The organism is Kitasatospora kazusensis (assembly GCF_039529945.1).
Lineage (GTDB): Bacteria > Actinomycetota > Actinomycetes > Streptomycetales > Streptomycetaceae > Kitasatospora > Kitasatospora kazusensis.
Genome location: NZ_BAAANT010000001.1, coordinates 179,798 through 200,360 on the forward strand (window position 1 = coordinate 179,798; position 20,563 = coordinate 200,360).

Here is a 20,563-nt window from a genome sequence, read left to right on the forward strand (position 1 = left end):
ATGGCGATCAACTTCGACGAGGTGGCGGTCGGCACCGAGCTGCCGGCCCGCTCCTTTCCCGTGACTCGCGCCACACTGGTGCAGTACGCGGGCGCCTCCGGCGACTTCAACCCGATCCACTGGAACGAGAAGTTCGCCCACGAGGTCGGCCTGCCCGACGTCATCGCGCACGGCATGTTCACCATGGCCGAGGCCGTCCGGGTGGTCACCGACTGGGTCGGCGACCCGGGCGCGGTGGTCGAGTACGGCACCCGGTTCACCCGGCCGGTGCCGGTGCCGAACGACGGGGTCGGCGCGGTGATCGAGGTCACCGGCAAGGTCGGCGCCGTCCTGGAGGGCCGACGGGTCCGGGTCGACCTGGTGGCGACCAGCGGCGGGCAGAAGGTGCTCGGCATGTCGCGGGCGGTCGTCCAGCTGGCCTGAGGGCTCGGGGGCGGGCGGGTCCGGCGGCGGGCCCGCCCGCTTTTTCGCCGGCCCGGTCCGCTTGACGTAAGTAGTGATTGGTTACTAACTTAGAAGCATGGCGAGGACGAGCATGCGGATGAGTGCGGAGGAGCGGCGCGAGAGCGTCATCCGGGCCGCGATGACCGAGTTCGCCAGGGGCGGCTATCACGGCACCTCCACCGAGACGATCGCCCGCCGGGTCGGGGTCTCGCAGCCGTACCTGTTCCGGCTCTTCCCGGGCAAGCAGGCGATCTTCATCGAGGCGTGCCGGCGTTGCACCGAGGAGGTCTGGCAGGTCTTCGACCGGGCTTCCGAGGGGCTGACCGGCGAGGACGCACGACGGGCCATGGGGATGGCCTACGTGGAGCTGATCCAGGACCGCGACCGGATTCTGATGCAGATGCAGATGCAGGTCGCGGTGGCCAATGCCGAGGCCGGCGGGGACCGGGAGGTCGGCGAGGCCGTCCGGGCCGCCTGGTTCGAGCTGTGGGAGCGGGTGCGGATCCGGCTCGGCGGCGAGCACGAGACGGCCACCGAGTTCTTCGGCTACGGCATGCTCATCAACAGCCTGGTCGCGATGGGCTTCCCGGAGGAGCACCCGGTCTGGGCGGGGTTCGAGGACGAGAAGACGCAGCAGCTCTAGCGAGTGGGCCCGCCCGTGCGGGCCTTTTCTCGGAGCACAAAAGTTATTGATCCATAACTACCTGTATAGGGGGCACCACCATGCAGGACACCGAGAAGTCACCGAACAGCACACCGGGCCTCGGCCCCACCGGGGCCTGGACCCTGGTGATCACCAGCGTGGCCGGCTTCATGGCCTCGCTCGACAACCTGGTCGTCACCACCGCCCTCCCGTCGATCCGCCGGAACCTCGGCGGCGGGCTCTCCGACCTGGAGTGGACGGTCAGCGCCTACACCCTCACCTTCGCCGTGCTGCTGATGTTCGGCGCGGCCCTCGGCGACCGGTTCGGCCGCCGACGGCTCTTCCTGGGCGGCCTCGCGGTCTTCACCGCCGGGTCCGCCGCCGCCGCACTCGCCTCCGGCCTCGGCTTCCTGATCGCCGCCCGCGCCGTCCAGGGCGCCGGCGCGGCCGTCATGATGCCGCTCACCCTGACGCTGCTCACGGCGGCGGTGCCCGCCGCCAAGCGGGGCCTGGCGTTCGGGATCTGGTCCGGCGTCACCGGGCTGGCCGTCGCCACCGGACCGCTGATCGGCGGCGTGCTGACGCAGCACCTCTCCTGGCAGTGGATCTTCTGGCTGAACGTCCCGGTCGGCCTGCTGCTGCTCCCGCTCGCCTTCCTCCGGCTCGCCGAGAGCCGTGGCACCAACCCGCGCCTGGACATCCCGGGCACCGCGCTGGTCAGCACCGCGCTCTTCGGCATCGTGTTCGGCCTGATCCGCGGCAACGCCGACGGCTGGACCAGCACCCCGGTGCTGACCGGCCTGGTCGCGGGCGGCGTCCTGCTGGCCGCCTTCGTCCGGTACGAGCTGCGGGCGGCGCACCCGATGCTGCCGATGCGGCTGTTCCGCAGCCGGGCGTTCTCGGCGGTCAACGCGGCCAGCCTGCTGATGTTCCTCGGCATGTTCGGCTCGATCTTCCTGATCAGCCAGTACCTCCAGGGCGTCCTCGGCGCGACCCCGACCGAGGCCGGCGTGCGGATGCTGCCCTGGACGGCGATGCCGCTGATCGTCGCCCCGATCGCGGGCATCGTCTCCGACCGGATCGGCGGCCGCGGCATCGTGGTGACGGGTCTGGCCATGCAGGGGGCCGGCCTGGCGATGTTCGCGCTGATCGCGCACCACACCACCTCCTACACCGCCCAGCTCCCCGCCCTGGTGATCTGCGGCATCGGGATGGCGCTCTACTTCGCCCCCACCGCCAGCCTGGTGATGGCCAACGTCGCCCCGCACGAACAGGGCATCGCCTCCGGCGCGAACAACGCGATGCGGGAACTCGGCGGCGCGCTCGGGGTGGCCGTCCTCTCCACCGTCTTCTCCTCCAACGGCGGCTACGGCTCGGCCCGGACCTTCACCGACGGACTCGTCCCGGCCCTGTACGTGGGCGCGGCGACCGTCCTGCTCGGCGCGGTCTGCGCCTTCCTGATCCCGAGCCGCCGCCCGGCCGGACCGGTCCCGGCGCCGGCGGCCAAGGTGCTCGAACCCGTCGGATGAGAACGCCCCGCCGGACGGCCGCCCCCCTCTGCCGGAGGAGTGGGGCGGCCGTCCCGTATACCGTGGGGAGCGTGCAGGTACTCGAAGACGCCCCCCTCGCCCCCCTCACCACGCTCCGCCTCGGCGGCCCGGCCCGCCGGCTGGTCACCGCCGGCACGGACGCCGAGGTCATCGCCGCCGTCCGCGCCGCCGACGACGCGGCCGAGCCGCTGCTGGTGCTCGGCGGCGGCTCCAACCTGGTGATCGGGGACGCCGGCTTCGACGGCACCGTGCTGCGGATCGCCACCACCGGCTTCGAGCTGGACGGCACCACGCTGGAGCTGGCCGCCGGCGAGATCTGGGCCGACGCGGTGACCCGCACGGTGGACGAAGGCCTCGCCGGGATCGAGTTCCTGGCCGGCATCCCCGGCTCGGCCGGGGCGACGCCCGTGCAGAACGTCGGCGCGTACGGCCAGGAGGTGTCCAGCAGCATCACCGAGGTGGTCGCCTACGACCGCAGCGCCGGCGAGACGGTCGTCCTCTCCAACGCCGAGTGCGACTTCTCCTACCGCCACAGCCGCTTCAAGGCCGACCCCGAGCGCTACGTGGTGCTGCGGGTCCGCTTCGCACTGGAGGACAACGGCGGGCGCTCCACCCCCGTCCGGTACGCGGAGACCGCCCGGTACCTCGGGGTCGAGCCCGGCGAGCGGGTCGAGGTCGCGGCCGCCCGGGAGGCCGTGCTGCTGCTCCGCTCCGGCAAGGGCATGGTCCTCGACCCGGCGGACCACGACACCTGGTCGGCGGGCTCCTTCTTCACCAACCCGATCCTCACCCCCGACCAGTACGCCGCGTTCCTGACCCGGCTCGACGGCCGCACCGCGCCCGCCTACCCCGGCCCCGACGGCTGCACCAAGACCTCGGCCGCCTGGCTGATCGACCAGGCCGGCTTCGGCAAGGGCTACGGCACCGGCCCGGCCACCCTCTCCACCAAGCACACCCTGGCCCTCACCAACCGGGGCAACGCGACCACGGCCGACCTTGTCGCCCTGGCCCGCGAGATCCGCGCGGGCGTCCGCGCGGCGTTCGGCGTCGAGCTGGTCAACGAACCGGTCACGGTCGGCGTCGACCTCTGAGAGTCCCCTCCGGGGGAAACTGTGCGAGCTCAGAGCAACCAGAACGGGGGCGCGGGGAACTGCGCGCGCAACCGTGCAGCTTCGTTGCGCCCTGGTCGCGCAGTTCCCCGCGCCCCTGGGGGTACCCCGTCCTGGAGGGGGCCTTCCCGGAGAGGTCAGGTGGTGAGCCAGGTGTCGATGTCGGCGAGGAGGAGCTTCCGGACGTCCTCCGGGGCGCGGGACCCGCGGATCGACTGGCGGGCGAGTTCGGCGAGTTCGGCGTCGCTGAAGCCGTGCACGGTGCGGGCCAGGTCGTACTGGTCGGCGAGGCGGGAGCCGAACAGGAGCGGGTCGTCGGCGCCCAGCGCGAGCGGCACGCCCGCTTCGAAGAGCGTCCGCAGCGGGACGTCCTCGGCTCGCTGGTAGACCCCGAGCGAGACGTTGGAGGACGGGCAGATCTCGCAGGTGATCTGGCGGTCGGCCAGCCGCTGCATGAGCCGCGGGTCCTCGGCGGCCCGTACGCCGTGGCCGATCCGGCCGGCGCCCAGGTCGTCCAGGCAGTCCCGGACGGACTCCGGGCCGGCCAGCTCGCCGCCGTGCGGGGCGGCCAGCAGGCCGCCCTTGCGGGCGATCGCGAAGGCCCGGTCGAAGTCCCGGGCCAGGCCGCGTCGTTCGTCGTTGGAGAGCCCGAAGCCCACCACGCCCTGGTCGGCGTAGCGGACGGCGAGCCGGGCCAGGGTGCGGGCGTCCATCGGGGATTTCATCCGGTTGGCGGCGACCAGCACCCGGATGCCGACCCCGGTGGCCTCCGAGGCCTCCCGGACGGCGTCCAGGACCAGCTCCAGGGCCGGGATCAGCCCGCCGAGCCGGGGTGCGTACGAGGTCGGGTCGACCTGGATCTCCAGCCAGCGGGAGCCGTCCCGCCGCTCGTCCTCGGCGGTCTCGCGGACCAGCCGGCGGATGTCCTCCTCGTCCCGCAGGACGGAGCGCGCGGTGTCGTAGAGCCGCTGGAAGCGGAACCAGCCGCGTTCGTCGGTGGCGTCCAGCAGCTGCGGCTCGCCGGAACTGAGCGCCTCGGGCAGCCGTACCCGGTGTTTGTCGGCCAGCTCCAGCAGAGTGGCCGGCCGCATCGAGCCGGTGAAGTGCAGGTGCAGATGGGCCTTGGGAAGGTCCCGGACATCACGCAGGCGTTCCATTCACCGATCCTGCCGTATCGGGGCCCCAAAAGAGAACCGCCCCCGGCAGGTCCTTCGAAAGAGTGACTCCTCGAAGGTTTGCCGGGGGCGGTACTTCGTTCGGGTGGCGCGTCAGGCGCGGGCCTCGCCCAGCAGCTTCTGCATCCGGCCGACACCCTCGGCCAGGTCGGTGTCGCCCAGCGCGTACGAGAGGCGCAGGTACCCCGGGGTGCCGAAGGCCTCGCCCGGGACGACCGCGACCTCGGCCTCGTCCAGGATCAGCGCGGCCAGCTCGGCGGAGGTCTGCGGGCGCTTGCCGCGGATCTCCTTGCCCAGCAGGTCCTTGACCGACGGGTAGACGTAGAACGCGCCCTCGGGCTCGGGGCAGAACACGCCCTCGATCTCGTTGAGCATCCGGACGATGGTCCGGCGGCGGCGGTCGAACGCCTCCTTCATCTCCGCGACGGCGTCCAGGTCACCCGAGACGGCGGCCAGCGCGGCGACCTGGGCCACGTTGGAGACGTTGGAGGTGGCGTGCGACTGCAGGTTGGTCGCGGCCTTCACCACGTCGGCGGGGGCGATCAGCCACCCGACCCGCCAGCCGGTCATGGCGTACGTCTTCGCCACGCCGTTGACCACGATGCACTTGTCGGCCAGCTCGGGCAGCAGCGCGGGCAGCGAGGTGAAGGTCGCGTCGCCGTAGACCAGGTGCTCGTAGATCTCGTCGGTGAGCACCCAGAGCCCGTGCTCCAGCGCCCAGCGGCCGATCGCCTCGGCCTCGTCGCGGGTGTAGACCGCGCCGGTCGGGTTGGACGGCGAGACGAAGAGGACGACCTTGGTGTTCTCGGTCCGGGCCGCTTCGAGCTGCTCGACCGAGACCTTGTAACCGGTGGTCTCGTCGGCCACGACCTCGACCGGCACGCCGCCCGCGAGCTGGATCGACTCGGGGTAGGTGGTCCAGTACGGCGCCGGGACGATGACCTCGTCGCCCGGGTCGAGGATCGCGGCGAAGGCCTCGTAGATGGCCTGCTTGCCGCCGTTGGTCACCAGCACCTGTGAGGCGTCCACCTGGTAGCCGGAGTCGCGCAGCGTCTTGGCGGCGATCGCGGCCTTCAGCTCCGGCAGGCCGCCGGCCGGGGTGTAGCGGTGGTTCTTCGGGTCCTGGCAGGCGGCGACGGCGGCCTCGACGATGTACCCCGGGGTCGGGAAGTCGGGCTCGCCCGCGCCGAAGCCGATCACGGGGCGGCCGGCCGCCTTGAGGGCCTTGGCCTTGGCGTCCACCGCGAGGGTGGCGGACTCGGCGATCGCGCCGATCCTCTGCGAGACGCGGCGGTCAGCGGGACGGGGGCTGGCGGGGGTGGGAGCGCTCATACCTGCATCGTCGCAGAGTCGATGGCCGCCGGGCACCGGGTTCCAGCATGCGTACCCGGTCGTCCACGATGTGTACCCGTGCGGTCCGCGAGTGACGGCCGGTCAGGTGCGTCGCGTGGGTTCGGTGTGAATGAGGTTCGACCAAACGCGTAAGAATCCCGTACACTCACTGCTCGATGGCTCCGAACTGCGGCTCCGTCCGAGGCGTACACCACGCACCGGCCGGGATGCGGTAGGTTGGGGGCATCTCCGGAGCCGCGAGGCACCGTAGGGCAATAGCTCAATTGGTAGAGCACCGGTCTCCAAAACCGGCGGTTGGGGGTTCAAGTCCCTCTTGCCCTGCTGCTTGATCTGTACCAAGCCCGTTCGCTCCACAGAGCGAGCGGGCTTGATGCGGAGAGGGCCCCAATCAGCACTGCTTTCGCCGGATCGCTCGTGCTCCACAGGTGCGCAAGCGACGCTCGGCAGGACCCGGATTCAGGTGAGGACGAGTGACGGAGACCACGGGCTCCACCGCAACGCCTGAGAGTGGCAACCCCGAGGGTGCCGACGGCGTGGCCGACGAAGCCGCGGTTGTCGACGGCGAGGAGAAGGCACTCTCGCGTCGCGACCGCAAGCGGGCCAATCGGGCCGCGGGCGGCGACGGGGACAAGAAGGCCGGCAAGCGAGCTCGCAAGAGCGTCTTCGCCCGGGCCGCCCTCTTCTACCGCCAGATCATCGCGGAGCTGCGCAAGGTCGTCTGGCCGACGCGCAACGAGCTCCTCCAGTACACCAGCGTCGTCGTCGTCTTCGTCGTCGTCGTGATGGGCGTCGTCGCCAGCCTCGACTACGGCTTCTCCAAGCTGAGTCTGTTCATCTTCGGCTGACCGCCCCTGAGCACAGCGCCACCCCGACCCGGGCCGCCGCCAGAACCTTGGCAGCGCAGCCCGGGTCGAGCTGTCTGCGCGGTCGGGATGAGCCCGCTACCGTTGACTCGGTACTGTTGAGTCATCCGAGTCGTTTCCGCGTGTGCCCGCAAGGGCTGTTGGGTGGCCCGGAGCCGTTCCATCTCCACATCCCAGGAAAGAAGCAGCCACAGTGTCTGAGTCCCCCTTGAACGACGCCGACGAGACCGTCCGCGAGGCGGATGTCGCCGCCGAGCTGGACGCGGTCGAGGCTGCTGACGCCGAGAGCGCGGAGCAGATCCTCGACGCGGCGGACGCCGACGCGGACGAGGTCGAGGCTGCGGACGAGGCCCAGGCGGGCGTGGCGGCCGAGGAGGCCGCCGTGCACGAGATCACCGAGGACGACGAGCTCGCCGCGGACGAGGCCGACGAGGCCGACGAGGACGGCGCCGAGATCGAGGACGCCGAGGGCGACATCGAGGAGACCGAGGCCGAGGAGGTCGAGGCCGAGGAGGTCGAGGTCGACCCGGTCGCCGAGTTCCGCGAGAAGCTGCGCACCGCGCCGGGCGAGTGGTACGTCATCCACACGTACGCCGGCTACGAGAACCGGGTGAAGCAGAACCTGGAGCAGCGCGCCGTCTCGCTCAACGTCGAGGACCGGATCTTCCAGGCCGAGGTGCCGCAGGAGGAGGTCGTCCAGATCAAGAACGGCGACCGCAAGACGATCCGCCAGAACAAGCTCCCCGGCTACGTGCTGGTCCGCATCGACCTGGACGCCGAGTCCTGGGGCGTCGTCCGCAACACCCCGGGTGTCACCGGCTTCGTCGGCAACGCGTACGACCCGTACCCGCTGACGCTGGACGAGGTCGTCAAGATGCTCGCCCCCGACGTGGAGCGCCAGGCGGCCAAGGAGGCCGGCCGGCCGTCCTCCGGCAAGCCGGTCGAGGTCCAGGTGCTCGACTTCGAGGTCGGCGACTCCGTCACCGTCACCGACGGTCCGTTCGCGACCCTGCAGGCGACCATCAACGAGATCAACCCGGACTCGAAGAAGGTCAAGGGCCTGGTCGAGATCTTCGGCCGCGAGACCCCGGTCGAGCTGTCCTTCGACCAGATCCAGAAGAACTGACCCCAAAGCCATCGGGCCGGGGGCGGGGTCTTCGGACCTCGCCCCCGGCTCGTTTTGGTCCAGCGGCGCATCCGCGTTAGCCTGGTCCGATGTGTGTACTCCCGTCGGGTGTCGCCCCGGCCGTACGCACATCGACTGTCACCTCTCAGAAGGACCCGGAGAGAAATGCCTCCCAAGAAGAAGAAGATCACTGGGCTTATCAAGCTCCAGATCAAGGCTGGCGCGGCCAACCCCGCCCCGCCGGTCGGCCCCGCGCTCGGTCAGCACGGCGTCAACATCATGGAGTTCTGCAAGGCCTACAACGCTGCGACCGAGTCGCAGCGCGGCATGATCGTGCCGGTGGAGATCACGGTCTACGACGACCGTTCCTTCACCTTCATCACGAAGACGCCGCCGGCCGCGCGCCTCATCCTGAAGGCCGCGGGCGTGGAGAAGGGCTCCCCGGAGCCCCACAAGACCAAGGTCGCCAAGCTCAGCAGCGCCCAGGTCCGTGAGATCGCCACGGTCAAGCTCCCCGACCTGAACGCCAACGACCTGGACGCCGCGACGAAGATCATCGCCGGCACCGCCCGGTCGATGGGCATCACCGTCGAGGGCTGACAGCCCCAAGTCCCACCGTGGTAGGGCCCAGCGCGGCCCGTCAACACCACGACTCCTCCATTCACCTTCAGGAGAAGCAGTGAAGCGCAGCAAGGCTCTCAAGGCCGCGGACGCCCAGGTCGACCGCGACCGTCTCTACGCCCCCCTCGAGGCCATCCGCCTCGCCAAGGCGACCTCCACCTCCAAGTTCGACGGCACCGTCGAGGTCGCCATGCGTCTGGGTGTCGACCCGCGCAAGGCCGACCAGATGGTCCGCAGCACCGTGATCCTTCCGCACGGCACCGGTAAGACCGCTCGGGTTCTGGTCTTCGCGACCGGCGAGCGTGCCGAGGCCGCGCGTGCTGCGGGCGCCGACATCGTCGGCTCGGACGAGCTCATCGACGAGGTCGCCAAGGGCCGCCTCGACTTCGACGCCGTCGTCGCCACCCCGGACCTCATGGGCAAGGTCGGCCGCCTCGGCCGCGTGCTCGGTCCCCGTGGCCTGATGCCGAACCCGAAGACCGGCACCGTGACCCCGGACACTGCCAAGGCAGTGAACGAGATCAAGGGCGGCAAGATCGAGTTCCGCGTCGACAAGCACTCGAACCTGCACTTCATCATCGGTAAGGCCTCCTTCACCGACGAGCAGCTGGTCGAGAACTACGCCGCCGCGCTGGACGAGGTCCTCCGGGCCAAGCCGTCCGCCGCCAAGGGCCGCTACATCAAGAAGACCGCGGTCTCCACCACGATCGGCCCCGGCATCCAGGTCGACCCGAACCGCACCCGCAACCTCCTCGTCGAGGAGGACCCGGCCGCCCTCTGAGCCCTCGCGCTCTGAGCGGTAGCCGCGTCCTGGGCGCAAGCCCGGCAGGCAGTTCTTCACCGGCGACGGGCCCGTGTCCCCTTGACAGGGGGCGCGGGCCCGTCGTCGTGTCCGGGCTCGGGGAGCAGGCCCTGGGCCCGGTCAAGGGCGGCGTCGGGGGGCCGGCGGTGGCATGGCATGGTGGGGGACAGGTTGGGTGCGGCGGGGATCGGCGGCTGGAGGAAGCGATGACGGTACGGCGGCGTTCGGTGCTCGCGGTGCTGGGCGCCCTGCTGCTGTCCGGTGCGGCGGGGTGTTCCGGCGGCTCCGGCGCCGCCGACGGCAGGCCGCTGCCCTCGCCGAGCACGTCGGCCGCCTCGCCCTCGGCGCTCGCCACGCCCACCGACCGTTCGCCGCACGGGGTGCTGCTCTCCGCCGAACTGGCGATGCACACCGCCCGCCGGGCCAAGTTCAGCTACCTGCTGGGGACCGACAGCGCGACAGGGCTGCTCTTCTGGGCGCCGAAGACCGTGCTCCAGCTCCAGCGGTCCGGTGCCGTCGACCAGCTGATGGTGCTGGACACCACCGCGTACCTGGGCGGCGACCAGGCGACCGCGGCCCGGCTCGGCGGCCGGCACTGGGAGCGGTACAGCACCGGGTCCGGCGGGGACGTCCCGTACTCCGGGCTGGTCGACCGGCTCAACCCGGTGGTGGCGCTGGCCGCCGCCTCCGCCGCGGACGCGCCGGAGCTGCTGGGCGAGGAGAAGCTCGGCGACACCACCGTCCAGCACTACCGGGTGACCACCACCGTCGACGGGTACGTCGCCGCGCAGACCCAGCTGACCCCCGCCCGGCGGGACGCGCTGCGGACGGCCCTCGGCCAGGGCGGCCCGACCGGGCTGACGCTCGACCTCTGGCTGAACGACAAGGACCAGCTCGTCCAGCTCCGCCGGACGGCGGCGGGCGGGACGGCCCGGCTGGACGACACCGTCCGCTACAGCGAGTTCGCCGGCCCGCTGTCCGTCCAGGCCCCGGCCGAGACGGACACCTTCGACGCTGGGACGGCGAGCCTTCCGCCGCTGCGGCCGTAGGCACCGCCGATCAGTTGCACTACCCAGGGGCGCGGGGAACTGCGCGAGGCGGGAGGGTGCGGCGCTGTACCTTCCGGTTTCGCGCAGTTCTCCCCCAGCCTTCGGCCGGGAGGTACCCTCACGCGCCCCTGGGGTACCCGGTTGCGTTGTGGATTTGGCCGAATCGGGTGAGGTCGAGTACGGTTAAGTCTGCCAAAGACCGCTGGTTGCTGTGCCGGTCCCGCGAGGGAGTGGAGCAGCCGAAGGATCTGCGAATTGCCGCAGACGGCCCGCGCAGGAGTGTTTGGAGCTTGGACTTCCGGTCCGTGCGGCTTGCCGTTCGACTGTCGAGGTCAATCAGAGCCCCGTGCGCCTGCGCACGAGGGCTCTCACTGTTTCTGCAGGGGCTTCCTTCGTTCAGCGTGTCCGAGGTGGGAATGGTCGACACTCGCGGTCGGCCCGACTTCGACATCACGGAAGGAGGCGTAAGCCTATGGCAAGGCCTGACAAGGCTGCTGCTGTCGCGGAGATGACGGACAAGTTCCGTTCCTCGAACGCGGCCGTGCTGACCGAGTACCGCGGTCTGACGGTGAAGCAGCTCAAGACGCTCCGCCGCTCGCTCGGCGAGAACGCCGATTACGCCGTGGTGAAGAACACGCTGACCAAGATTGCGGCCAACGAGGCCGGGATCGACACGCTGGACGACCTGTTCGCGGGTCCGACGGCGGTTGCCTTCGTCACCGGTGACCCGGTGGAGTCGGCGAAGGCTCTGCGTGACTTCGCCAAGGAGAACCCCGCTCTCATCATCAAGGGCGGTGTCCTTGACGGTAAGGCACTGACCGCCGATGAGATCAAGAAGCTCGCGGACCTCGAGTCCCGCGAGGTGCTGCTCGCCAAGCTGGCGGGTGCCCTGAAGGCCAAGCCCTCGCAGGCTGCCGCGGTCTTCCAGGCCCTGCCCTCGAAGCTCGTCCGCACCGTGGACGCGCTTCGCGACAAGGTCGAGCAGGGCGGTGCCGGTACGCCGGCTCCCGCCGCCGAGGACGCCCCCGCCGAGTAGTACCCCCATGCCCCTCCGGGGGCGTGACGGCAGGCTAAAGCCTCGCTGCGGGCCCGTACGCCCGCCAATCCGTACATCCGGCACCACCTGCCGATTATTGGAAGGACGCCATCATGGCGAAGCTGTCCCAGGACGACCTGCTCGCGCAGTTCGAGGAGATGACCCTCATCGAGCTCTCTGAGTTCGTGAAGGCCTTCGAGGAGAAGTTCGACGTCACCGCCGCCGTCGCCGTCGCCGCCGGCCCGGCCGGCCCGGCCGCCGCCGTTGAGGCCGTCGAGGAGCAGGACGAGTTCGACGTCGTGCTCGAGGGCGCTGGCGAGAAGAAGATCCAGGTCATCAAGGAGGTGCGCGCCCTCACCTCCCTCGGCCTGAAGGAGGCGAAGGACCTCGTCGACGGCACCCCCGCCGTTGTCCTGGAGAAGGTTGCCAAGGACGTTGCCGAGAAGGCCAAGGCTGCCCTCGAGGCCGCTGGCGCCAAGGTCACCGTCAAGTGACTCAGTGCCCCCTCTGAGGGGGCACGCGGGCCGGGCCGATCACCCCTACGGGTGGTCGGCCCGGCCTTTTTCGTTCCCGGAGGGAGCCCCGGGAGGGCTCCGCGAGGGCTCCGGGAGGGGCGGGCGAGGGGCGAGGGCGCGCCCGGGGAGGGTGTGCCGGGAGTGGTGCAGGAGGCGGGGTTCGCCAGTCTGGCCGATTGTGCACTCGGCCACTGTCAGTGGTGCCAGGTAGGGTGATCGCTGTCATCGGGAGTGGCTCCCACCATGGGTTCTGTAACGCCCAGGGGGTTCCGAGCGATGAGCAGACCGAGGTCCTTCCCGCACGGGAGGGCCTTGACGAACTGCACCAGGGGCGCGATTCTCGAAGCGCGCGCCCCTGAGTGGAGGGCACTGCCAGTTGGAGCGGCTCTGGATGCATATTCAGCAGCCCCGGCGGGAAGTGACTCCTCGTGAGGTGCGGCGGCCCGGGAGTCCCCGGGTCGATGGTTGTACGAGGGCAGGGACCACCCTGCGGCAGGGCCGCTCATCGAGCGGCCGGGCCGGCGGGTGGCTACCGGAGGGAGCGTCCGATTCGGTCTCCGAATCAGGACTTGTCAGCAGTGTGCCTTTTGGCTACACTGTCCCTTTGCGCTGCCTGTTAGCTGCTCCGTGACTCGTCGCCCGGAGTTTGCGTTGCCCTGACGGGGTCTGGCACCACCTCCGCAATGCGGCTCTGACCTGGGAGATCTTCCCGGCTGAGACCCACGGCGCCGGGGGCGGGACCGAGCCCTTTCAGGCCCGGCCGGTACGCGCGTAGTGAGCTCCGAGCCCTCGGAAGGACCCCCCTCTTGGCCGCGCCGCGCAACGCCTCGAACACATCCGCCGCATCCACCGCCCCGCTTCGCGTCTCGTTCGCGAAGATCAAGGAGCCCCTCGAGGTCCCGAACCTCCTGGCCCTGCAGACCGAGAGCTTTGACTGGCTGCTCGGCAATGCGGCCTGGAAGTCCCGGGTCGAGGCGGCGTTGGACAGTGGTCAGGACGTCCCCACCAAGTCCGGTCTGGAGGAGATCTTCGAAGAGATCTCGCCGATCGAGGACTTCAGTGGGTCGATGTCGCTGACTTTCCGCGACCACCGTTTCGAGCCGCCGAAGAACTCCATTGACGAGTGCAAGGACCGCGACTTCACGTTCGCGGCCCCGCTCTTCGTCACCGCCGAGTTCACCAACAACGAGACCGGTGAGATCAAGTCTCAGACGGTCTTCATGGGCGATTTCCCGCTCATGACCCACAAGGGCACGTTCGTGATCAACGGCACCGAGCGTGTCGTCGTCTCGCAGCTGGTCCGTTCCCCCGGTGTCTACTTCGACTCCTCCCTGGACAAGGTGTCCGACAAGGACATCTTCTCCTGCAAGGTCATCCCCTCGCGTGGTGCCTGGCTGGAGATGGAGATCGACAAGCGCGACATGGTCGGTGTCCGCATCGACCGCAAGCGCAAGCAGTCGGTCACCGTGCTGCTGAAGGCTCTCGGCTGGACCAACGAGATGATTCTCGAGGAGTTCGGCGAGTACGAGTCGATGCGCGCCACCCTGGAGAAGGACCACACCCAGGGCCAGGACGACGCGCTCCTGGACATCTACCGCAAGCTGCGCCCTGGCGAGCCGCCGACCCGCGAGGCCGCGCAGACGCTGTTGGAGAACCTCTACTTCAACCCGAAGCGCTACGACCTCGCCAAGGTCGGCCGTTACAAGGTCAACCGCAAGCTCGGCAACGGCGAGTCGCTGGACTCCGGCGTCCTCACCGAGCCCGACATCATCGGTGCGATCAAGTACCTGGTGAAGCTGCACGCGGGCGAGACCGAGTGGCGTGACGAGCAGCGCGACATCGTCGTCGAGGTCGATGACATCGACCACTTCGGCAACCGTCGCCTGCGCAACGTCGGCGAGCTGATCCAGAACCAGGTCCGTACGGGTCTCGCCCGTATGGAGCGCGTCGTGCGTGAGCGCATGACGACCCAGGACGTCGAGGCGATCACGCCGCAGACCCTGATCAACATCCGGCCGGTCGTCGCCTCCATCAAGGAGTTCTTCGGCACCAGCCAGCTGTCCCAGTTCATGGACCAGACGAACCCGCTGTCGGGTCTGACCCACAAGCGTCGTCTGTCCGCGCTGGGCCCGGGTGGTCTGTCCCGTGAGCGCGCCGGCTTCGAGGTCCGTGACGTCCACCCGTCGCACTACGGCCGCATGTGCCCCATCGAGACCCCTGAAGGCCCGAACATCGGTCTGATCGGCTCGCTGGCCTCGTACGGCCGGGTGAACGCCTTCGGCTTCATCGAGACCCCGTACCGCAAGGTCATCGACGGTGTCGTGACCGAGCAGGTCGACTACCTCACCGCCGACGAGGAGGACCGCTTCGTCATCGCGCAGGCCAACGCCCCGCTGACGGACGACCTCCACTTCGCCGAGCCCCGTGTCCTCGTCCGCCGCCGTGGCGGCGAGATCGACTACATCCCGGGCTCCGAGATCGACTACATGGACGTCTCGCCGCGCCAGATGGTGTCCGTCGCCACCGCGATGATCCCCTTCCTGGAGCACGACGACGCCAACCGCGCGCTCATGGGCTCCAACATGATGCGTCAGGCGGTGCCGCTGCTGAAGAGCGAGGCCCCGCTGGTCGGTACCGGCATGGAGTACCGCTGTGCGGTCGACGCCGCCGACGTGATCGTGGCCGAGAAGGCCGGTGTCGTGCAGGAGGTCTCCGCCGACTACGTCACCGTGGCGAACGACGACGGCACGTACACCACGTACCGCGCCGCCAAGTTCACCCGCTCGAACCAGGGCACCGCCTTCAACCAGAAGGTGCTCGTCGACGAGGGCTCCCGGGTCGAGGTCCACCAGGTCCTCGCCGACGGTCCCTGCACCGACGAGGGCGAGATGGCGCTGGGCAAGAACCTGCTCGTGGCGTTCATGTCCTGGGAGGGTCACAACTACGAGGACGCGATCATCCTGTCGCAGCGCCTCGTGCAGGACGACGTCCTCTCCTCGATCCACATCGAGGAGCACGAGGTCGACGCCCGTGACACCAAGCTGGGCCCGGAGGAGATCACCCGGGACATCCCGAACGTCTCCGAGGAGGTCCTCGCGGACCTCGACGAGCGCGGCATCATCCGGATCGGCGCCGATGTCACCACCGGTGACATCCTGGTCGGCAAGGTCACGCCCAAGGGTGAGACCGAGCTGACCCCGGAGGAGCGCCTGCTGCGCGCCATCTTCGGTGAGAAGGCCCGTGAGGTCCGCGACACCTCGCTGAAGGTGCCGCACGGTGAGTCCGGCAAGATCATCGGCGTCCGCGTCTTCGACCGCGAAGAGGGCGACGAGCTGCCGCCGGGCGTCAACCAGCTGGTCCGGGTCTACGTGGCCCAGAAGCGCAAGATCACCAACGGTGACAAGCTGGCCGGCCGTCACGGCAACAAGGGTGTCATCTCCAAGATCCTGCCCGTCGAGGACATGCCGTTCCTCGCGGACGGCACCCCGGTCGACATCATCCTGAACCCGCTGGGTGTCCCGTCCCGAATGAACCCGGGACAGGTCCTGGAGATCCACCTCGGGTGGCTCGCCAAGCAGGGCTGGGACGTCTCCGGTCTCGCCGACGAGTGGGCCAAGCGCCTGCAGGTCATCGGCGCCGACACGGTCGAGGGCGGCACCAACCTCGCCACCCCCGTCTTCGACGGCGCCCGCGAGGACGAGATCACCGGCCTGCTGGACCACACCACCCTCACCCGTGACGGTGAGCGCCTGGTGAACTCCACCGGCAAGGCCCGGCTGTTCGACGGCCGCTCCGGCGAGCCGTTCCCGATGCCGGTCTCGGTCGGCTACATGTACATCCTCAAGCTGCACCACCTGGTCGACGACAAGCTGCACGCCCGTTCGACCGGTCCGTACTCGATGATCACCCAGCAGCCGCTCGGTGGTAAGGCGCAGTTCGGTGGTCAGCGATTCGGTGAGATGGAGGTGTGGGCCCTTGAGGCGTACGGCGCGGCCTACGCCCTGCAGGAACTGCTCACCATCAAGTCCGACGACGTCCTGGGCCGCGTGAAGGTCTACGAGGCGATCGTCAAGGGCGAGAACATCCCCGAGCCCGGCATTCCCGAGTCCTTCAAGGTCCTCATCAAGGAAATGCAGTCGCTCTGCCTCAACGTGGAGGTGCTGTCCTCGGACGGCTCGTCCATCGAGATGCGGGACTCGGACGAGGACGTGTTCCGCGCGGCCGAGGAGCTCGGCATTGACCTGTCCCGGCGCGAGCCGAGCAGCGTCGAAGAGGTCTGACGGAGGTTGGGCCGGCTGCCCCAAGGTGCAGCCGGCCCGCCCCCAGGCCCCCTCAGACCAGATGAACACCTTTCGACTTACGAAAGAGGGCTTGACGACCAGTGCTTGACGTCAACTTCTTCGACGAGCTCCGCATCGGCCTCGCGACCGCCGACGACATCCGCCAGTGGTCCCACGGCGAGGTCAAGAAGCCGGAGACCATCAACTACCGCACCCTGAAGCCGGAAAAGGACGGGCTCTTCTGCGAGAAGATCTTCGGTCCGACCCGGGACTGGGAGTGCTACTGCGGCAAGTACAAGCGTGTCCGCTTCAAGGGCATCATCTGCGAGCGCTGTGGCGTCGAGGTCACTCGTGCCAAGGTGCGCCGTGAGCGGATGGGCCACATCGAGCTGGCCGCGCCGGTCACCCACATCTGGTACTTCAAGGGTGTCCCCAGCCGCCTCGGCTACCTGCTCGACCTGGCGCCGAAGGACCTCGAGAAGGTCATCTACTTCGCCGCCTACATGATCACCTGGGTGGACGACGAGCGCCGCGCACGCGACCTCCCGTCCCTGGAGGCGCACGTCTCGGTCGAGCGCCAGCAGATCGAGAACCGTCGCGACTCCGACCTGGAGAACCGCGCGAAGAAGGCCGAGACCGACCTCGCCGAGCTTGAGGCCGAGGGCGCCAAGGCCGACGTGCGCCGCAAGGTGCGCGAGGGTGCCGAGCGTGAGATGAAGCAGCTGCGCGACCGTGCGCAGCGCGAGCTGGACCGTCTGGACGAGGTCTGGGCCCGCTTCAAGAACCTCAAGGTCCAGGACCTCGAGGGCGACGAGCTGCTCTACCGCGAGCTGCGCGACCGCTTCGGCACGTACTTCTCCGGCTCGATGGGCGCCGCGGCGCTCAAGGACCGCCTGGAGACGTTCGACCTGGCCGAGGAGTCCGAGCGGCTGCGCGAGATCATCCGCAGCGGCAAGGGCCAGAAGAAGACCCGTGCGCTCAAGCGCCTCAAGGTCGTCTCCGCCTTCCTGCAGACCACCAACAAGCCCAACGGCATGGTGCTGGACTGCGTCCCGGTCATCCCGCCGGACCTGCGTCCGATGGTGCAGCTGGACGGTGGCCGCTTCGCGACCTCCGACCTGAACGACCTGTACCGCCGTGTGATCAACCGCAACAACCGCCTGAAGCGCCTTCTCGACCTCGGTGCCCCCGAGATCATCGTGAACAACGAGAAGCGCATGCTCCAGGAGGCGGTCGACGCCCTCTTCGACAACGGCCGTCGCGGCCGCCCGGTCACGGGCCCCGGCAACCGTCCGCTGAAGTCCCTCAGCGACATGCTGAAGGGCAAGCAGGGTCGTTTCCGTCAGAACCTGCTCGGCAAGCGCGTCGACTACTCGGCCCGTTCGGTCATCGTCGTCGGCCCGCAGCTCAAGCTGCACCAGTGCGGTCTGCCGAAGGCCATGGCGCTGGAGCTCTTCAAGCCGTTCGTGATGAAGCGCCTGGTGGACTTGAACCACGCGCAGAACATCAAGTCGGCCAAGCGCATGGTCGAGCGCGCCCGCCCGGTCGTGTGGGACGTCCTCGAAGAGGTCATCGCCGAGCACCCGGTTCTGCTGAACCGTGCGCCCACCCTGCACCGCCTCGGCATCCAGGCCTTCGAGCCCCAGCTGGTCGAGGGCAAGGCCATCCAGATCCACCCGCTCGTCTGTACCGCGTTCAACGCGGACTTCGACGGTGACCAGATGGCCGTCCACCTGCCGCTCTCCGCGGAGGCGCAGGCCGAGGCCCGCATCCTGATGCTGTCCTCGAACAACATCCTGAAGCCGGCCGACGGTCGCCCCGTCACCATGCCGACCCAGGACATGGTGCTGGGTCTGTTCTTCCTGACCTCGGACCGCGAGGCAGTGAAGGGCGGCGGCCGCTCGTTCACCTCGACCGCCGAGGCCGTCATGGCCTTCGACGCGAAGCAGCTGGACGTCCAGGCCGTCGTCGACATCCGCCTGCCGATCGGCACCGTCCCGCCCCGTGGCTGGACCCCGCCGGTCGACGAGGACGGTCAGTCGACCTGGTTCGAGGGCGAGTCCTTCCGCCTGCAGACCACCCTGGGCCGCGCGCTCTTCAACGAGCTGCTGCCCGAGGACTACCCGTTCGTCGACTACGAGGTGGGCAAGAAGCAGCTCTCCGCGATCGTCAACGACCTGGCGGAGCGCTACCCCAAGGTCGTCGTCGCGGCGACCCTGGACAACCTGAAGGCGTCCGGTTTCCACTGGGCGACCCGCTCGGGTGTCACCGTCTCGATCTCGGACGTCGTCGTCCCGCCGCAGAAGGCCCAGATCCTCGAGGGCTACGAAGCGCAGGCCGAGAAGATCCAGAAGCAGTACGAGCGCGGTCTGATCACCAACGACGAGCGCAAGCAGGAGCTCATCGGCATCTGGACCCGGGCGACCAACGAGGTCGCCGAGGCGATGAACGCCAACTTCGAGAAGACCAACCCCATCTTCATGATGGTGGACTCGGGTGCTCGAGGAAACATGATGCAGATGCGTCAGATCGCCGGTATGCGTGGTCTGGTGTCGAACGCGAAGAACGAGACGATCGCCCGTCCCATCAAGGCGTCGTTCCGTGAGGGCCTCACCGTCCTCGAGTACTTCATCTCCACCCACGGTGCCCGTAAGGGTCTGGCCGACACCGCGCTTCGTACCGCGGACTCCGGCTACCTCACCCGTCGTCTGGTCGACGTCTCCCAGGACGTCATCATTCGCGAGGAGGACTGTGGCACCGAGCGCGGCCTCAAGCTGGCGATCGGCACGGTCGAGAACGGCGTCCTGCGCAAGACGGACGACGTCGAGACCAGCGTCTACGCCCGCATGCTGGCCGAGGACATCACGATCGACGGCAAGCTCGTCGCGACCGCGAACACCGACCTCGGTGACGTCCTGATCGACGAGCTGATCCGTAACGGCATCAGCGAGGTCAAGACCCGCTCGATCCTCACCTGTGAGTCGGCGGTCGGCACCTGTGCCTTCTGCTACGGCCGTTCGCTGGCCACCGGCAAGCTGGTCGACATCGGTGAGGCGGTCGGCATCATCGCCGCCCAGTCCATCGGTGAGCCCGGTACCCAGCTGACCATGCGTACCTTCCACACCGGTGGTGTGGCCGGTGACGACATCACCCAGGGTCTGCCCCGTGTCGTGGAGCTCTTCGAGGCCCGTACCCCCAAGGGTGTGGCCCCGGTCTCCGAGGCCCAGGGCCGGGTCCGCATCGAGGACACCGAGAAGACCCGCAAGGTCGTCGTCACGCCGGACGACGGCACCGACGAGATCGCCTACCCGGTCTCGAAGCGCATCAAGCTGCTGGTCAGCGAGGGCGAGGCGGTCGCGGTCGGCCAGAAGCTGACCGCCGGCACGATGAACCCGCACGACGTCCTGCGGATCATGGGCCAGCGTGCGGTCCAGATCCACCTGGTCGCCGAGGTCCAGAAGGTCTACAACTCGCAGGGTGTGTCGATCCACGACAAGCACATCGAGATCATCATCCGGCAGATGCTCCGCCGCGTGACGATCATCGAGTCGGGCGACGCCGAGCTGCTCCCGGGCGAGCTCGTCGAGCGCGGCCGCTTCGAGACCGAGAACCGTCGCGTGGTCTCCGAGGGCGGTCACCCCGCCTCCGGCCGTCCGCAGCTGATGGGTATCACCAAGGCCTCGCTGGCGACCGAGTCCTGGCTGTCGGCCGCCTCCTTCCAGGAGACGACCCGCGTGCTCACCGACGCGGCGATCCACGCCAAGTCGGACCCGCTCCTTGGCCTCAAGGAGAACGTCATCCTCGGTAAGCTCATCCCGGCCGGTACGGGTCTGCCCCGCTACCGCAACATCCGGGTCGAGCCCACCGAAGAGGCCAAGGCCGCGATGTACTCGGCCGTCGGCTACGACGACTACGACCTGTCGCCCTTCGGCACCGGCTCCGGCCAGGCCGTCCCGCTGGACGACTACGACTACGGCCCCTACACCGGCTGAGTAGT

Annotated in this window: 15 protein-coding genes and 1 tRNA gene; 14 read left to right on the plus strand and 2 right to left on the minus strand. The window is 69.1% G+C overall.

The features are described 5' to 3' along the window. The 4 genes from ABD330_RS00900 to ABD330_RS00915 all read left to right on the plus strand — a co-directional run bounded on the left by ABD330_RS00900 (nt 1) and on the right by ABD330_RS00915 (nt 3,728). Nucleotides 1–423 carry a MaoC family dehydratase gene (locus ABD330_RS00900; protein ID WP_344459623.1) on the plus strand — a complete coding sequence of 141 codons (423 nt, stop codon included), beginning with the start codon at nt 1–3 and terminating at the stop codon, nt 421–423. Nucleotides 424–520: 97 nt separating this feature from the next. Next, nucleotides 521–1,087 carry a TetR/AcrR family transcriptional regulator gene (locus tag ABD330_RS00905; RefSeq protein ID WP_344459625.1) on the plus strand — a complete coding sequence of 189 codons (567 nt, stop codon included), beginning with the start codon at nt 521–523 and terminating at the stop codon, nt 1,085–1,087. 80 nt (nt 1,088–1,167) lie between these two features. Further along, a complete protein-coding gene (locus ABD330_RS00910) occupies nt 1,168–2,616 on the plus strand; it encodes an MFS transporter (protein ID WP_344459627.1) in 1,449 nt (482 codons plus the stop codon). 71 nt (nt 2,617–2,687) lie between these two features. Next, nucleotides 2,688–3,728, plus strand: coding sequence for a UDP-N-acetylmuramate dehydrogenase (locus tag ABD330_RS00915; RefSeq protein ID WP_344459629.1), 1,041 nt, complete (start codon nt 2,688–2,690; stop codon nt 3,726–3,728). 155 nt (nt 3,729–3,883) lie between these two features. On the opposite strand, the gene ABD330_RS00920 is transcribed toward ABD330_RS00915, so the two are convergent. Next, entirely contained in the window at nt 3,884–4,903 is a 1,020-nt protein-coding gene (locus tag ABD330_RS00920; protein ID WP_344459631.1) for an adenosine deaminase, read from the minus strand. 111 nt (nt 4,904–5,014) lie between these two features. Then, complete coding sequence (locus ABD330_RS00925) at nt 5,015–6,253, minus strand: pyridoxal phosphate-dependent aminotransferase (RefSeq protein WP_344459633.1); 1,239 nt, start codon at nt 6,251–6,253, stop codon at nt 5,015–5,017. Nucleotides 6,254–6,522: 269 nt separating this feature from the next. Between ABD330_RS00925 and ABD330_RS00930 the strand changes: the two genes are divergently transcribed. From ABD330_RS00930 to ABD330_RS00975, 10 genes are all read left to right on the plus strand, one after another. Next, a tRNA-Trp gene (locus ABD330_RS00930) sits at nt 6,523–6,595 on the plus strand. Nucleotides 6,596–6,744: 149 nt separating this feature from the next. Further along, nucleotides 6,745–7,119 (plus strand): preprotein translocase subunit SecE, encoded by a 375-nt coding sequence (secE, locus tag ABD330_RS00935; RefSeq protein WP_344459635.1) that lies wholly within the window; start codon nt 6,745–6,747, stop codon nt 7,117–7,119. Nucleotides 7,120–7,330: 211 nt separating this feature from the next. Then, on the plus strand, nt 7,331–8,263 hold the full coding sequence (gene nusG / locus ABD330_RS00940; protein WP_344459637.1) for a transcription termination/antitermination protein NusG: 933 nt from the start codon (nt 7,331–7,333) through the stop codon (nt 8,261–8,263). A gap of 165 nt (nt 8,264–8,428) precedes the next feature. Further along, a complete protein-coding gene (gene rplK, locus ABD330_RS00945; RefSeq protein ID WP_344459639.1) occupies nt 8,429–8,863 on the plus strand; it encodes a 50S ribosomal protein L11 in 435 nt (144 codons plus the stop codon). Between the two features lie 79 nt (nt 8,864–8,942). Beyond that, on the plus strand, nt 8,943–9,665 hold the full coding sequence (gene rplA / locus ABD330_RS00950) for a 50S ribosomal protein L1 (RefSeq protein ID WP_344459641.1): 723 nt from the start codon (nt 8,943–8,945) through the stop codon (nt 9,663–9,665). Between the two features lie 227 nt (nt 9,666–9,892). Then, on the plus strand, nt 9,893–10,735 hold the full coding sequence (locus tag ABD330_RS00955; protein ID WP_344459643.1) for an SCO4651 family lipoprotein: 843 nt from the start codon (nt 9,893–9,895) through the stop codon (nt 10,733–10,735). A gap of 472 nt (nt 10,736–11,207) precedes the next feature. Further along, entirely contained in the window at nt 11,208–11,771 is a 564-nt protein-coding gene (gene rplJ / locus ABD330_RS00960) for a 50S ribosomal protein L10 (RefSeq protein ID WP_344459645.1), read from the plus strand. Nucleotides 11,772–11,884: 113 nt separating this feature from the next. Beyond that, nucleotides 11,885–12,265, plus strand: a complete 381-nt coding sequence (gene rplL / locus ABD330_RS00965; RefSeq protein WP_344459647.1) for a 50S ribosomal protein L7/L12 — start codon at nt 11,885–11,887, stop codon at nt 12,263–12,265. Between the two features lie 827 nt (nt 12,266–13,092). Next, nucleotides 13,093–16,566, plus strand: a complete 3,474-nt coding sequence (gene rpoB, locus ABD330_RS00970) for a DNA-directed RNA polymerase subunit beta (RefSeq protein ID WP_344459649.1) — start codon at nt 13,093–13,095, stop codon at nt 16,564–16,566. Between the two features lie 101 nt (nt 16,567–16,667). Beyond that, on the plus strand, nt 16,668–20,558 hold the full coding sequence (locus ABD330_RS00975) for a DNA-directed RNA polymerase subunit beta' (protein WP_344459651.1): 3,891 nt from the start codon (nt 16,668–16,670) through the stop codon (nt 20,556–20,558). Nucleotides 20,559–20,563: the final 5 nt, after the last annotated feature.